Below are 16,072 nucleotides of genomic sequence, written 5' to 3'. Positions count from 1 at the left end.
TTTGAGTTTACTGAAATTCGTTTCTCGAAAACGAATTTCATCAACATTAAACTTAATAATTCACTTTTATAATGAGCGAAGAGAAAAAAAATACTTATGATGCTTCCAGTATTCAAGCATTAGAAGGAATGGAACACGTAAGAATGCGTCCTTCAATGTATATTGGAGACGTTGGTGTACGTGGTTTACACCATTTAGTGTATGAAGTTGTAGATAACTCTATTGATGAAGCAATGGGTGGTTATTGTGATACAATAGGTGTTACTATTAACGAAGATAATTCTGTTACAACTAAAGATAACGGACGTGGAATTCCTGTTGGAATTCATAAAAAAGAAGGAGTTTCTGCATTAGAAGTTGTAATGACAAAAATTGGTGCTGGTGGTAAATTCGATAAAGATTCTTATAAAGTTTCTGGTGGTTTACATGGTGTTGGTGTTTCTTGTGTAAATGCACTTTCAGATCTTTTAGTGGCAACGGTTCATAAAGAAGGAAAAGTTTGGAGACAAGAATATTCTCAAGGAAAACCATTATACCCAGTTAAAACGATTGGAGAAACTGATTTTACGGGTACAATTGTTACTTTTTCACCAGACAAATCTATCTTTAAACAAACTACAGAATTTAATTATGAAACTTTGGCAACACGTATGCGTGAGTTATCATATTTGAATAAAGGAATTACAATTACGCTAACAGATAGACGTAATACAGACGATGAAGGAAACTTTTTTTCTGAAATATTTCATAGTACTGAAGGTTTACCAGAATTTATTAAATATTTAGATTCTACTCGTGAGCAATTAACTTCGAGTGTAATTTCTATGGAAGGTGAGAAAAACGGAATTCCGGTTGAAGTTGCCATGGTATACAATACTTCATATTCAGAAAATTTACATTCTTATGTAAATAATATTAATACACATGAAGGGGGAACACATTTATCTGGTTTCCGTAGAGGTTTAACAGGAACATTAAAGAAATATGCCGAAAATTCTGGTTTATTAAAAAATGTAAAGTTCGAAATTGCAGGTGATGATTTCCGTGAAGGATTAACAGCCATTGTTTCTGTAAAAGTTGCAGAACCACAGTTTGAAGGACAAACAAAAACAAAATTAGGAAATAGAGAAGTTTCTGCTGCAGTATCGCAATCAGTTTCAGAAATGTTGACTAACTATTTAGAGGAAAACCCTAACGATGCTAAAATAATTGTTCAAAAAGTAATTTTAGCAGCAACAGCAAGACACGCAGCAAGTAAAGCCAGAGAAATGGTGCAGCGTAAAACTGTAATGTCTATTGGTGGTTTACCTGGTAAATTATCTGATTGCTCGGAAACTGACCCAGCATTATGTGAAATATTTTTAGTTGAGGGAGATTCGGCAGGTGGAACAGCAAAACAAGGTAGAGATAGAAATTTTCAAGCAATTCTTCCTCTTCGTGGAAAAATATTGAATGTTGAAAAAGCAATGCAGCATAAGGTTTTTGAAAACGAAGAAATCAAAAATATGTTTACAGCTTTAGGTGTTTCTATTGGCACAGAAGAAGATCCAAGAGCTTTAAACTTATCTAAAGTTCGTTACCATAAAGTAGTTATTATGTGTGATGCCGATGTAGATGGATCGCATATTGCTACCTTAATATTAACGTTCTTTTTTAGATATATGAAAGAAATGGTCGAGCAAGGTTATATTTACATTGCAACTCCTCCTTTATATTTAGTAAAAAAAGGACAGAAAAGAGAATATGCTTGGGATGACAATCAACGTGATTTAATTGCACAACAAATGGGAGGTTCTGTAAGTATACAACGTTATAAAGGTCTTGGAGAGATGAACGCAGACCAACTTTGGGATACTACTATGAATCCAGAATTTAGAACTTTACGTCAAGTTGTAATAGATAGCCCAGCAGAAGCAGATAGAGTTTTCTCTATGCTAATGGGAGATGAAGTTCCACCACGTAGAGATTTTATAGAAAGAAATGCAAAGTATGCAAATATAGACGCATAGTATACGTAATAATACCTGTTTCATACACACTTCTATACAGGAGTGTGTATTTTTTTATATATTAGCTACAGTAAATCCCTAAAAATTTAACAAGTATTAACCAAACTTTATTAAAATGAAAAAATCAATTTTAATTTTTTTAGGCATTTTCGCCTTAACATTTAACACAAAAGCACAAGATGGTTTCGAAGGTTATCTTTTAGTAGATAATAGCGACCGAAGTAAATTAATTGACGCATATGTTAGTCCTGTAATGAAAGGTTTAATTTATGGTATGAATAACGGCTGGTATCATACAGCAAAGGTTCATAAGCCTTTTGGTTTTGATGTTTCAATTGGCTTAAATGCATCTTTAGTACCAGGAAAAGATGAAATGTTTACATTATCTGGTTTAACTTCAGTTAACACAGGTTCAATTACTGTAGCTACTGTTGCGGGTTCAGAAGATACTACACCACTTACAACTGTTAATTTTACAGAAGGAGGCGTAAATTATAGTACAAGTTTTAATGCGCCTGGAGGAGTGAAAGAAAGTTTACCTTTAAGTGCAGTTCCGGCACCAGCAGTTCAATTCAGTTTGGGTTTACCAGCTAAATTTGAAGTTAGCTTAAGATTAGTACCAAAGGTTGGCGATAAAGACGTAAAAGGAAGTCTATTTGGTCTTGGAATAAAAAAAGAAATAACAGATTGGTTTGGACCTATGGATAAAACTCCTTTACATGTTTCTTTATTAGCTGCTTACACAACAATGACTGTTGATTATAATATAAATAGTTCTGGAAATATTTCTGTGAATAATGGTTTGGCAGAATTTAAATTGAATTCTTATACAGTTCAAGCAATTGCTTCTTTAAATTTTCCGATTATAAATTTATATGGGGGAATTGGTTATGGTTCAGGAAGTTCTACACTTAAAATGACTGGAAACTATGATTTAAGTTATGGGGCTCTTACAAGAACAATAACAAACCCTATCGATTCTAAATTTGATGCTGGTGGTTTTAGTACAACTATTGGTACAAGATTAAGTTTAGGGTTCTTTAAAATATTTGGAAGCTATACTTTACAAGAATATAATACAGTAAATCTAGGAATAGCTATCGGTATTAGATAAAAATAGTTAAAAATAGAACAAAAAAAGACATCTAGTTTAGATGTCTTTTTTGCTTTAAATTAACAGAAATCTTGCCTAAAAAATTGTATTTTAGCACTATATATACAAAATAATTAAATATAATAGATATGAAAGTTACAGTAGTTGGAGCAGGAGCAGTAGGTGCAAGTTGTGCAGAATATATTGCAATAAAAGATTTTGCTTCTGAAGTTGTTATTTTAGACATTAAAGAAGGTTTTGCAGAAGGTAAAGCAATGGATTTAATGCAAACTGCGTCTTTAAATAGTTTTGATACTAAAATTACAGGTAGCACAAACGATTATTCTAAAACAGCAAACTCTGATGTTTGTGTAATTACTTCAGGTATTCCTAGAAAACCAGGAATGACTCGTGAAGAATTAATTGGAATTAATGCAGGAATTGTAAAAATGGTTTCTGCTAGTTTAATTGAGCATTCTCCAAATACAATTATTATTGTTGTTTCTAATCCTATGGATACAATGACTTATTTAGTACATAAAACTACTGGTTTACCAAAGAATAGAATTATTGGTATGGGTGGAGCTTTAGATTCAGCTCGTTTTAAATACAGATTAGCAGAAGCTTTAGGTGCGCCAATTTCTGATGTTGATGGAATGGTTATTGGAGGTCATTCAGATAAAGGAATGGTTCCTTTAACACGTTTGGCAACTCGTAACTCTGTGCCAGTTTCAGAATTTATTTCTGAAGAAAGATTAGAGCAAGTATTACAAGATACTAAAGTTGGTGGAGCAACATTAACAGGTTTATTAGGTACTTCTGCTTGGTATGCTCCTGGAGCTGCAGTTTCGGGTATGGTACAAGCAATTGCTTGTGATACTAAAAAAATATTTCCTTGTTCTACTTTATTAGAAGGAGAATATGGTTTAAATGATTTATGTATTGGAGTTCCTGTTGTTTTAGGTAAAAACGGAATTGAAAGTATTGTAGAGATCAATTTAAGTGATGCAGAAAAAGCACATATAAAAGAATCTGCTGAAGGTGTTTCTAAAACTAACGGATTGTTAGAATTGTAATATTATAAGTATACTATACGAAAAACCAGCTTTACAGCTGGTTTTTTTGGTTAAAATGGAACAAATTTTTAGATTTATTATTAGCACATATTTAATTTTAAAGACGATAATTTTTATTAATCGTAATAAAAATTTATTTTTTTTGCTCTTTTCTTTGTTTTAATGAAAAAATAATATAGATTTACCTCATACAATGTATTCACCCCTAACCCCCCCTAAAAATGAAAACATGTCCAACCTGCAACTCTGCAGAGCAAAAAAGGATTTCCAGAAATTTTTTATTTAAGTTAATACCTAATTCAAAATTCTACAAGTGTTTTAATTGTAGAACAAAGTATTTGTCAGTTTCTTTTTTAAACGTAAAGTATGTTACACAAAAGAGTACCTTAAGGCAAATTGAAATTTAATTTATATGTAAAAAATAACTCAATCAATTATTAGTTAATTGGTTGAGTTTTTTAAACTTTAATAAATATTTTTTTTTTGTACATAAAATAACCTAATCCTATATAAAATAAGACGACACTTAATCCATATAATAAGGATGATAAGTTATTTGAAAGGAAAGATTGTACAAAAATAGTTTCATATAAATAATTATGAATATTATTGTTCTCACCAACTTTAATTAAATACATGCTTTTAGAAATAAAACTTGATAAAAAATAAATTGTAATAGCATTCATACCAATATACTTAAAAATGTTTCCAAACTTAAGTTGTTTAATATCTCTTAAATAATAAATAACAGCTAGAATTAATGTTGCCCAACCACTTGTTGCTAAAACAAAACTACTACTCCAAATTGCTTTGTTTATTGGAAACCAAATATCAAAAATATACCCAGAAGCTAATAATACAACAGCGGTTAGAAACAAGTATTTAATTTCTTTTAAGTTGTCTAAAAGTCTTCCTATTAATATTCCTGAAAGACAAGTAACAATAGATGGTAAGGTGCTAAATAATCCTTCAGGATCATAATCCGCTTGCCACATATGGTTTCCTAAAATTTTTAAATCTATATAATTAGACCAATTATTAGCTACTCTATTGAATGAAGGTAAAGTTCCGTCAGAAAAAGGAAGGAAACCTAAAATTAGCCAATAACCAATTAAGATAATAATTCCAATTCCGAGTAATGTTTTCCATTTAAAATTCAAATATAAAACGGATGATATAAAAAAAACAATTCCGATTCTTTGAAGAACTCCAGGGAAACGAAGTGTTACAAAATCATTTACAAAAGGTAAGTAAGGTAGAAATATATTTAAGAACAATCCTAGTCCAATTAATTTTAAACTTCTTGTTGCTACTTTTTTATAGGTTGATAAATCGTTGTTTTTATTTTTGTAGGCAAAATAAATAGAGATACCCACAATAAATAAAAAGAAAGGAAATATTAAATCTGTTGGTGTTAAACCATGCCAGTCTGCATGTAATAATGGAGTGTAAACATTACTCCAAGTTCCTGGTGTGTTCACCAGAATCATTAATGCAATTGTAAAACCTCTTAAAACATCAACAGATTCTATTCTTTTCTTCATAATGAAACTATGCCTTATTCTTTCCTATTTTATGTCCCCAAATTGCAAAAAACAATACCATAGCATAACAAGGAATTAATATCCAATAACTTGCTGTTGCACTTGTTGATAAAGCCTCAACTTCTCCTACACCATTAGCAATTAATTCTTCTTTTCCTGCATCTACTAATTTCCCATATAATGGAAGAATAACTGCTCCACCGGCAATAGCCATAATTAATAAAGCTGATCCTGTTTTGGTAAATTTACCTAAACCATCTAATGTTAAAGGCCAAATTGCTGGCCAAACTAATGCGTTTGCAATACCAAGAGATGCAACAAATAATACGGATGTAAAACCAGTTGTAGATAAGATGCAAATACTAAAGATAATACCAAGAAGAGCACTTATTTTTAATGCGGTGTCTTGTTTAAGGTATTTAGGAATAAGATATACTCCTAATGCATACGTTACTACCATTGCTGATAATGTAAACAATGTAAAAAATTTAGCATCTGCTGCTGGTATCCCTAAAGATAAACCGTAAGCAATAATTGAATCTCCTGCAATAACTTCTGCACCTACATAAACAAACAATGTAAGTACCCCTAACCAAAGATGAGGAAATTGAAAGACACTAGTTTTTGTAGTTTCATCATCTTTACCCTCATCCTCTTGTGTTGTTTCAACTTCTGGTAATGGTGCTTTTCTTATTAAAAACGCAAAGATAAATAGCACAACAGCCATTACAATATAAGGCGTAAAAACACTATCTGCCATCGTAGCTAATAATTGCTCTTTTTCTGCAGCTGAAACAGCTCCTATTTTTTCTTTTACTTCATCAATTCCTGATAATAAAAGAGCTCCAAATACTAAAGAACCTAAAGCACCTGCACTTTTATTTGCAATACCCATAAGTGCCATACGTTTTGCTCCACTTTCTATCGGACCAATAATTGTTATATATGGATTTGCAGCTGTTTGACATAAAGTCATTCCTGTTCCTTGAATAAAAATAGCTGTTAAAAACAACCAATATGTTTGAGCTTCGGCAGCAGGTATAAAAAGCAAGGCCCCAACAGCCATAATTGCTAGCCCTAAAGACATCCCTTTTTTGTATCCTATTTTAGTTATAATATAAGATGACGGTAATGCCATTACAACAAATGAAATATATGACGCAGAAGCTACCCAATAAGATTGTGCTTCAGTTAGCTGGTTTAAAGTCTTCATAAACGGAATTAAAGCTCCGTTTATCCAGGTTACAAATCCGAATATTGAGAACAAACCCGCTATAATAAGTATTGGTACAAGTGTATTGTTTTTTGTTACGGTTGCTTGTTGAGTAGTATCAGACATAATATTAATATGTTTTATAATTTTTTAAGACAAATGAAATATACGTATTAGGTAATTTAAATTAATAATTAATTCTACCAATGACACATAATTAATGTCGAACAGAATTATTTTAAAATCTAAATGATTTTATCTATGAAGTTAATCTATATTTAAAATAATACGTTTTGCATGGTTTACATATTTTCTACCAATAGGGATTCTTGTAATACCAATTTCGACCAAATTACCTTCAATACTTTTAACTTTATCAATTGCAATGGTATACGATCTATGAATTCGGATAAAGTTGCTATCCGGTAACTCTTCTGTTATGCTTGTTAGAGATTTATGTACAAGGTAATTGTCTGTAGTTGTAAAAACCTTTATGTAATCTTTTAAGCTTTCAATATATAAAATGTCTTCAAACTTAATTTTTACTAATTTTTTATCAACTTTTAAAAAAATGAAAGATTCGTTTAAATCTTCTTCTTTTTGTTCTCCTTTTTGTAAATATACTTGTTGCGTTATTTTATTAATTGTTTTTAAGAATCGATTAAATGGTATTGGTTTTACTAAATAGTCTAAAACATTTAAATCGTAACTTTCTACGGCATATTCTCTATAAGCTGTAGTGATAATGACATTTGTTTTTGAGTTAAGTGATTTAGCAAAATCTAAACCGTTCATTTTAGGCATATTAATATCTAAAAAGAGCGCGTCTATTTCCCCACTTTCTAATAAAGGTAAAGCTTCTATAGGATTATTAAATGTTTCAATAACTTCAAAATTTTGAAATTCTTTCAAATGATTTTCTACAACTTTAATTGCTAAAGGTTCATCATCAATAATTACGCATTTTATTTTCATGTTTTAAATATAGTAAATTATAACTGTATTGTTAATTCAACAATATAATTTTGTTTTTCTGTTCTAGTATTTAGTGTAAACTTATCCATATATAATAACTCTAGTCTTCTTAATACGTTTTGATTTCCAATACCATGATCTTTTGTGTTTTGAGAAAACAAGTTATAATTGTTTTTAACAGTAAATTTCAATAAGTTTTCTTCTGTAACTTCAAATTCGATTAAAACATTTAGTTTATTATTATCTACCGTTCCATGTTTAAAACAGTTTTCTATAAAAGGTAAAAATAGCAAAGGAGGTATATTTTGACCTTCAATGTTTCCAATCATATTTATTTCTACATGTACTTTTTTTCCATACCTTAATCTTTCTAAATCTATGTAATTTTGGACATAATTTATCTCATTTAAAAGTCTAATTTTCGGCTCTTTTGCACGATACAAAATATACTCCATAATTTCTGAAAGTTTAAGAACAACTTCAGGCGCTTGTTTAGAGTTTTCTAGAGTAAGTGCGTATAGATTATTTAATGTATTAAAAAAAAAATGTGGCTGTATTTGAGCTTTTAAAAACTGAAGTTCTGTTTTTAATTGAGTAGCTTGTAGGGTTTCTATTCTCTTTCGGTCAAAGATCCAATCTGTTGTTAATTTAAGTGTTGTAGCTAAACCAACATCATAAATACCAATTAAACAAACAACTAAAATATGATTAAAAGCATAAGCTCTTTGTGGAGTTTGAGATTCTGGCCAAACATTATCATTTATAAATATAAATATTAGTTCTGTTCTAACTATATAAAAAACAATTAAAGCAATTAGAAAGAATAGTACATAGCTTATTGTTTTTTTTTTAAAAAGTAATTTAGGAAGCAAAAAATATACATGAAAATATGCCAAGAGCATTCCTAATGTAACAGTAACTATATTAGACTTAAAAGAATACCAATAATCTTCGTAATAACTTCCCCATCTAACAACGTTTAGAATAAAATAACTGATCCAAAAGATTAAATGATACTTAATTGGTATCTTATAGTTTATGTTTTTAAATGTATTCTTCAAAAAATATAATTTAGAACTAAATTTCGTAAATATAAGACATTATAAAAAACAAAGAGTAATAGCATTTTTTCTATTATCAACTTATATGTAAATAAATGTCATTCATTGTTATTTTACTGTTGTTTGTATATATTTTTTTTTTTACCACCAATACAAAACTATTTTTATCGAGAATAATTCAATTAACTTAATTCATTTTTATGAAAAAAATTTACACAATACTGATTGTCGTATTTTCTTTTGTTTTTACATCGAATGTACAGGCACAAGAAAAAAGCATTTCTGGTACAGTAACATCTAAATTAGATGGAGCAACATTACCAGGAGTTAGCGTAGTTGTACAGGGTACAACAAAAGGAGCAGAAACAGATTTTGATGGTATTTATACTATTAAAGCTTCTGTAGGAGATGTTTTAAGCTTTTCATTTCTTGGAATGAAAACAAAAACAGTAACAGTAATAAGTAGCTCTAAAACATTAAATATTGTATTAGAAGAAGATGCCGATCAATTAGATGAGATTGTTGTTACTGCACTTGGAATAAAAAAATCAAGAAAATCATTAACGTATGCTGCACAAGATATTGATGCAGATGAGTTAAATAGAGTAAAGCAGACAAACCCAATGAATAGTTTATCTGGTAAAGTTTCTGGTGTAGCTATTACTAGGAGTGCATCTGGAGCTGGAGGGTCTGTTAAAGTTGTTTTAAGAGGTAACTCTTCAATAGGAAACAACCAACCTCTTTATGTTGTAGATGGTATTCCATTATCGAATCCAACATCTGGGCAGCCTGGAGATACAATTGGTGATATTAATGGAGGAAACAGAGATGGTGGAGATGCTTTATCTCTAATCAACCCAGACGATGTTGAATCATTAACAGTGTTAAAGGGAGCTTCTGCTTCTGCATTATACGGTAGTGCAGGTTTAAATGGTGTAATATTAATTACTACCAAAAAAGGTAAAAATGGTGCTTTTAAAGTAAATTTTTCTACAAATTTAACGGTAGAGAATGCAGCTTATATGATGGATTTTAATCCAACAGCACAAAGTAATGTAGATTCTTTTTTAGGAACAGGAGTTACAAGTATTAATTCGTTAGCTGTTTCTGGAGGTACAGAGAATGCGCAAACATATTTTTCTTATAGTAATACAATTGCTTCAGGAATTATGCCAACAAACAAATTAAAGCAACATACTTTTAATGTAAGAGAAACTGCAAAGTTTTTAGATGATAAAGTTACATTAAATGCTAGTGTTATGGCTTCTACTCAAAATATTAAAAACAGACCAGTTTCTGGTTTGTACTTTAATCCTTTAGTTGGTGCTTATGGTTTTGAGTCTGCTACTGAATCTTTATCTGACTATTCTAATTTCGAAGAATTTAATGTTGCAAGAAATATTATGGCGCAACGTTGGTTTAGAGGAACATCAGATATTGAGCAAAATCCTTATTGGGTGATTAATAGAAATGCTTCAGAAGATAACAACAAGAAAATTGTAGCTTCTTTAAATTTAAATTTTAAAATAAATGAATGGTTATCTCTTCAAACTAGAGGGACTTATGATCAATCTTTATTAGATTTTAGTAAAAAGATTTATGCAACTACAGAAGCGACTTTAGCACCAGCTAATGGAAGATATATTGTTGCTAAAAATGATTATACACAAGTTTATGGAGATGTTCTTGCAAATATTAATACTAAAATTAATGATAAAATATCTTTAACAGGTGTTGTTGGTTTAAGTACTACAAGATCTACAACAGAATCTTTTACTGGAGATTCTGGAACAAATGGTGGATTACAGTTTGCAAATGTTTTTGCTTTTCAAAACTTTAATGCAAATCCATCTGTAGCTTTTACTGAAAATTCTTTAGAAACAAGAGGTAGTTCTATATTTGCAAGTGCAACTTTTGGTTTTAATGAAAATATTTTTGTAGATGTAACAGCAAGAAATGACTGGACTTCTACATTGCCTGAAGAAAACAATTCATTCTTTTACCCTTCAATAGGTGTAACAGGAATTTTAAGTGATTTATTTGATTTAGGAGATAAAGTTTCTTTCGCAAAAGCAAGAGTTTCTTATGCAGAAGTAGGTAGTGGTTTTACTGCTGATCAAATTAGCCCAAACAGATCAATTAACTTTGGTGGTGGTATTAGTAATACAGATCCTTTAAGACCTTTTCCAGGAACAACGCCTAAACCAGAAAGACAACGTTCTTATGAAATTGGTACAGAATGGAAGTTTTACGATAATAGTTTTGGGTTTGATATTGGATATTATAATACAAGTACCGTTAATCAATACTTTAGAGTCCCAGTATCAACTACTATTGTTGCATCTGGTGTAGCAGGTTTAAATGCCGGAGATATTGTTAACAAAGGTATTGAAGCTTCTGTTTTTGCAATTCCTGTAAGAAATGAAGACTTTAAATGGACTACTACAGTTAATTTTTCTTCAAATAAAAATGAAATATTATCTATTACAGACGCTAATGTTCAGGGTTTAATTCCAACAGACTTCTTTACAATTTCTGCAAAAGGAGTTAATACTTTTGGTTCTTATTTAGTTGAAGGTGGTTCTTTTGGAGATATTTATGCACAAGTTGTAAAAAGAGATGCAAACGGATTACCAATTGTAGATGGTGGTGCTGTTATTGCTGAAGATACTAATTTAGTAGATGGTCTATCTAAAGTAGGTAATGCAAATCCAGACTTTAATTTAGGATGGAACAATTCTTTTGAATATAAAAACTTCACATTAGATTTCTTAATCGATGGAAAGTTTGGTGGAGAAACAGTGAGTATGACAGAAGCAATTGTAGAAGGATTTAGTAATAATTCTTCTAGAGAAACTACAAATGGTAATGTAACTGTAGTAGATTTAGCAGGTGTAACATCTACATTAACCGCTCAAGAATACTATGGTAAAATTGGTGGTAGAAATGGTTTTACAGGAGAATATGTATACAGTGCAACAAATGTTAGATTAGCAGAACTTGCTATTGGATATAACTTTCAATTAGCTGAAAACTCTTTCTTTAAAAGAGTAAAAGCTTCTTTAGTAGGTAACAACCTTTTCTTCTTTCATAAAGAAGCGCCACATGATCCTAACATATCTTTAAGTACAGGTAATGCATTACAAGGTGTAGATGTTTTAGGTTTGCCTTCTTCTAGAAGTATCGGTTTAAATATTAATTTAACATTCTAAAAATAACAAGATGAAAAATATAAATAAATTATTTACTTGTGTAATTATATTAGGGCTATTTGTAACTTCTTGTAGTGATTTAGAACAATATAATGTTAACGACAAGAATATAACACAAGAGCAATTAGAAGTAGATTTTCAACATGTAGGTTCTAAATACAAACCTGTTTTTGAAAGTATTTACCAATATTCACCAGCTTGGTCGTTCCAGTTACAGCAAAATTTAAATGCTGATGTGTATTCAGGGTATTTAACACCACCTAGACCTTTTGTTGCTGGAGCTAATAATACTACTTACAGTTTAGTAAGTGGTTGGAACAACTTTATTTGGTCTGTACCTTACTCTAATGTAATGAATAACGTTAAGTCAATTAGTGACTTAACTAAAAATGATTTCCCTACACTTAATGCAACTGCTTTAATATTAAAAGTTTCTGCTATGCATAGAGTAACCGATGTTTTTGGACCAATTGTTTATTCAAATTTTGGTGACTTAACAAACCCGGGTGTTTACGATTCTCAAAAAGAAGCTTATAATGCATTCTTTGATGATTTAGACACAGCAGTTGGTAATTTAACAGCAGATATTGATAGTCAAAAATTTGCAGCATTCGATTTATCTTATGGTGGTGATTATAAACAATGGGTAAAATTAGCAAACTCTTTAAGATTACGTTTAGCTATTAGAATATCTAAAGTAGATCCTGCAAAAGCAAAAGTTGAAGGCGAAAAAGCGTTAAGCCAATCTTTAGGTTTAATGGTTGCTAATGAAGATGGATTCTATGTAAACAGTACTCTACCACACCCTTTAAATACGATTGATAATGGTTGGGGAGACATTAGAATGAATGCTTCAATGGAATCTATTTTAACAGGTTATAGCGATGCTAGAGCTGGTAGTTATTTTGATGCGCCAACAAGTGTTGGTGGTGCTGTAAAAGGTGTTCGTGGAGGTATGCCTTTAGAATCTGGGTATTCAGATGAATTGGCACAAAAAGCAGCTTATATTGGTTTTTCAGCAATAAATGATAACATTCATACACCTAAAGTTCAGCTAATGACAACTGCAGAAGTTGCTTTCTTAAAAGCAGAAGCAGGATTAAGAGGTTGGTCTGGAGCAGGAGATGCAAAAGTAAATTATGAAGCAGGGATTATGTTATCTTTTCAGCAACATGGTGCAAGTGGAGCAGCTGCTTATATTGCAGACAACACTTCTAAACCTGCAGATTATGTAGATCCAGTTAATGCTTCTAATAACATTGCAGCTATGAGTACTATTACTGTAGCTTGGGATGCCGCTGGAACAAATGAAGAGAAATTAGAAAAAATTATTACTCAAAAATGGATTGCTATGTTTCCAGAAGGACAGGAAGCATGGTCTGAATATAGAAGAACTGGGTATCCTAAAATTTTCCCTGTGGTGAGTAACCAAAGTGGTGGAGTTGTTGATACAGATATTCAAATTAGAAGAATCCCTTTTGTAGATAGTGAAAATTCTACAAATGCAGCTGGAGTAACAGCAGCTACTTCTCTTTTAGGAGGAGCAGATAATGCAGGTACAAGATTATGGTGGGATACAGGATTATCTAATTTCTAGTCTTATAGAATTGTAGTATGCTATTTTATAACTATTCAACCGGAAATACTTTATGTATTTTCGGTTGTTTTTTATATGTAATTTGACGTGATTCGTCGAAAAAATGTTTTAATGAATTAAAAGTTACCTTATATTTATTACATGTTAAACAAATAGTAAAAAAAAATACTTGTTTGAACTTTTTTTAAAATTAATATTATTTGAATTGTAATATGTTATTTGATTAATAAATCCAGCTGGAAATGTGTAAACATTTCCAGTTGTTTTTTATACTCATTTTTCTGTTTTTGGTCGAATAAATTATACTAAATACTAAAGCATCACTACTTTTATAGTTCTAAAAAACAAACTACTAAAACAAAAGTAATATGCTTCAGAATACACAAACAACACATCAAATTGTAGGTCAATTTGAAGACACTAGATTTGAGAAAATTCATAATGTAACTTACAATTCAGCATTAGAAGCTTCTAATTTAGTAGCGCAAGAAATTGCAGATTTAATAAAAGAAAAGCAGAAAGAGAATAAACATTGTGTTTTAGGACTAGCGACTGGGTCATCACCAATAAAGGTGTATGAAGAGTTAGTTAGAATGCATAGAGAGGAAGGTTTAAGTTTCGAAAATGTTATTACCTTCAATTTAGATGAATACTTTCCAATGGATAAAAGTAACATTCAAAGTTATTTTTATTTTATGCATGAACACCTTTTTAACCATGTAAATATTTTACCAGAAAATATTAATATTCCAGATGGTACTGTTTCTATAGATGATTTATATCAATATTGTATTGATTATGAAATGAAAATAAAAGCTGTTGGAGGTTTAGATTTTCAGCTTTTAGGAATTGGTAGAACTGGTCATATTGGTTTTAATGAACCTGGTTCTCATCTTAATTCTGGTACAAGAATAATTACTCTAAATCACATAACAAGAGTTGATGCAGCTCCTTCTTTTTTAGGAATTGAAAACGTACCTAGAAAAGCAATTACAATGGGAATTGGTACTGTAAGAGATGCAAAAAGAATTGTGCTTTTAGCTTGGGGAGCAAATAAAAATACAATTATAAAAGACACTATAGAAGGCCAAATTAGTGCAGCTGTTCCAGCAACCTACTTACAACAACATAATAATACCACATTTGTTATTGATGAAGAAGCTTCTTCTGAATTAACACGTGTAAAAACACCTTGGTTGGTTAAGTCTTGTGTATGGGATGATAATTTAAAACTAAAAGCGGTTACTTGGTTGAGCAACCTTTTAGGGAAACCAATTTTAAAATTAACGGATAAAGAATATAATGATAATGGTATGTCTGGGCTTTTAACAGAAGAAGGAACTGCGTATGACTTAAACATAAAAATGTTTAATAAATTGCAACATACAATTACCGGTTGGCCGGGAGGAAAGCCTTTTGCAGACGATTCTAATAGACCAGAAAGAGCCAGCCCGAGTAGAAAAAGAGTTATTATTTTTAGTCCTCACCCAGATGATGATGTAATTTCAATGGGAGGAACTTTTGATAGATTAGTACAACAAGGTCATGAAGTACATATTGCATATCAAACTTCAGGAAATATTGCAGTTTCTGATGAAGAGGCTCTAAAATTTGCAGAAATTTCTAAAGAATTTAATAGTGATTCTAAAAAAATTAATAACATTATAGAGTTTATCAAGAATAAAAAAGGAAATGATGTTATAGATGCTATAGATGTTAGAAAACTAAAAGGATCTATTCGTAAAAGTGAATCGCTTGCAGCCACAAGATATTTTAATTTACCCGATGAGAATGTACATTTTTTAAACCTTCCTTTTTATGAAACAGGAACTATAAAGAAAGGAAATTTATCTAAAGATGATGTAGATGTTATGAAGAGCGTTATTGATGCTGTAAAACCACATCAAATTTATGCCGCTGGAGATTTAGCAGACCCACATGGAACACATAAAGTATGTTTAGATGCTCTTTTTGCAGCCTTAGAAGAAATGAAAGTTGAAAAAGAGTACATGAAAGATTGTTGGGTTTGGTTATATAGAGGTGCTTGGCATGAGTGGGATTCTCATGAAATTGAAATGGCTGTACCTATGAGTCCAGATCAAGTATTAAGAAAAAGGCATGCTATATTTTATCATCAATCTCAAAAAGATGGTGTAATGTTTCAGGGTGATGATTCTAGAGAGTTTTGGGTAAGAGTAGAGGATAGAAACAGGTTAACAGCAAAGAAGTACAACGATTTAGGGTTAACAGATTATGCTGCAATTGAAGCTTTTAAAAGGTATCATTTTTAAA

10 protein-coding genes are annotated in these 16,072 nt (G+C 30.7%); 6 read left to right on the top strand and 4 right to left on the bottom strand.

Annotation, left to right across the window (positions count from 1 at the left end; translation table 11 throughout):
- Window positions 1-71 precede the first annotated feature (71 nt).
- The 3 genes from gyrB (at window position 72) to mdh (ending at window position 4,178) form a co-directional block, all read left to right on the top strand.
- The gene (gyrB, locus tag V3V28_RS12780) at window positions 72-2,009 is read left to right on the top strand and encodes a DNA topoisomerase (ATP-hydrolyzing) subunit B (protein WP_331365400.1); all 1,938 of its coding nucleotides are present in this window, start codon (window positions 72-74) and stop codon (window positions 2,007-2,009) included.
- Between the two features lie 115 nt (window positions 2,010-2,124).
- Window positions 2,125-3,123, top strand: coding sequence for a DUF6588 family protein (locus V3V28_RS12775; RefSeq protein ID WP_331365399.1), 999 nt, complete (start codon window positions 2,125-2,127; stop codon window positions 3,121-3,123).
- 128 nt (window positions 3,124-3,251) lie between these two features.
- On the top strand, window positions 3,252-4,178 hold the full coding sequence (mdh, locus tag V3V28_RS12770) for a malate dehydrogenase (protein WP_331365398.1): 927 nt from the start codon (window positions 3,252-3,254) through the stop codon (window positions 4,176-4,178).
- A gap of 458 nt (window positions 4,179-4,636) precedes the next feature.
- Here mdh and V3V28_RS12765 read toward each other — a convergent pair whose 3' ends face one another.
- The 4 genes from V3V28_RS12765 to V3V28_RS12750 all read right to left on the bottom strand — a co-directional run bounded on the left by V3V28_RS12765 (window position 4,637) and on the right by V3V28_RS12750 (window position 8,971).
- The gene (locus V3V28_RS12765; RefSeq protein WP_331365397.1) at window positions 4,637-5,722 is read right to left on the bottom strand and encodes an acyltransferase family protein; all 1,086 of its coding nucleotides are present in this window, start codon (window positions 5,720-5,722) and stop codon (window positions 4,637-4,639) included.
- A 7-nt stretch (window positions 5,723-5,729) separates the two neighbouring features.
- Window positions 5,730-7,061, bottom strand: coding sequence for a sugar MFS transporter (locus V3V28_RS12760; protein ID WP_331365396.1), 1,332 nt, complete (start codon window positions 7,059-7,061; stop codon window positions 5,730-5,732).
- 141 nt (window positions 7,062-7,202) lie between these two features.
- Window positions 7,203-7,910: a LytR/AlgR family response regulator transcription factor gene (locus tag V3V28_RS12755; protein WP_331365395.1), complete on the bottom strand. Its 708-nt coding sequence runs from the start codon at window positions 7,908-7,910 to the stop codon at window positions 7,203-7,205.
- A gap of 17 nt (window positions 7,911-7,927) precedes the next feature.
- A complete protein-coding gene (locus V3V28_RS12750; protein WP_331365394.1) occupies window positions 7,928-8,971 on the bottom strand; it encodes a sensor histidine kinase in 1,044 nt (347 codons plus the stop codon).
- Between the two features lie 200 nt (window positions 8,972-9,171).
- Between V3V28_RS12750 and V3V28_RS12745 the strand changes: the two genes are divergently transcribed.
- From V3V28_RS12745 to nagB, 3 genes are all read left to right on the top strand, one after another.
- Window positions 9,172-12,183 (top strand): TonB-dependent receptor domain-containing protein, encoded by a 3,012-nt coding sequence (locus tag V3V28_RS12745; RefSeq protein WP_331365393.1) that lies wholly within the window; start codon window positions 9,172-9,174, stop codon window positions 12,181-12,183.
- Between the two features lie 10 nt (window positions 12,184-12,193).
- Window positions 12,194-13,780, top strand: a complete 1,587-nt coding sequence (locus tag V3V28_RS12740) for a RagB/SusD family nutrient uptake outer membrane protein (protein WP_331365392.1) — start codon at window positions 12,194-12,196, stop codon at window positions 13,778-13,780.
- 368 nt (window positions 13,781-14,148) lie between these two features.
- Window positions 14,149-16,071, top strand: a complete 1,923-nt coding sequence (gene nagB, locus V3V28_RS12735; protein WP_331365391.1) for a glucosamine-6-phosphate deaminase — start codon at window positions 14,149-14,151, stop codon at window positions 16,069-16,071.
- The last annotated feature ends 1 nt before the right edge of the window (window position 16,072 follow it).

It is taken from the genome of Polaribacter sp. (genome assembly GCF_036480315.1).
GTDB lineage: Bacteria > Bacteroidota > Bacteroidia > Flavobacteriales > Flavobacteriaceae > Polaribacter.
The sequence above is the reverse complement of the archived record's forward strand: the minus strand, read 5'-3'. Positions and strand labels throughout refer to the sequence as shown.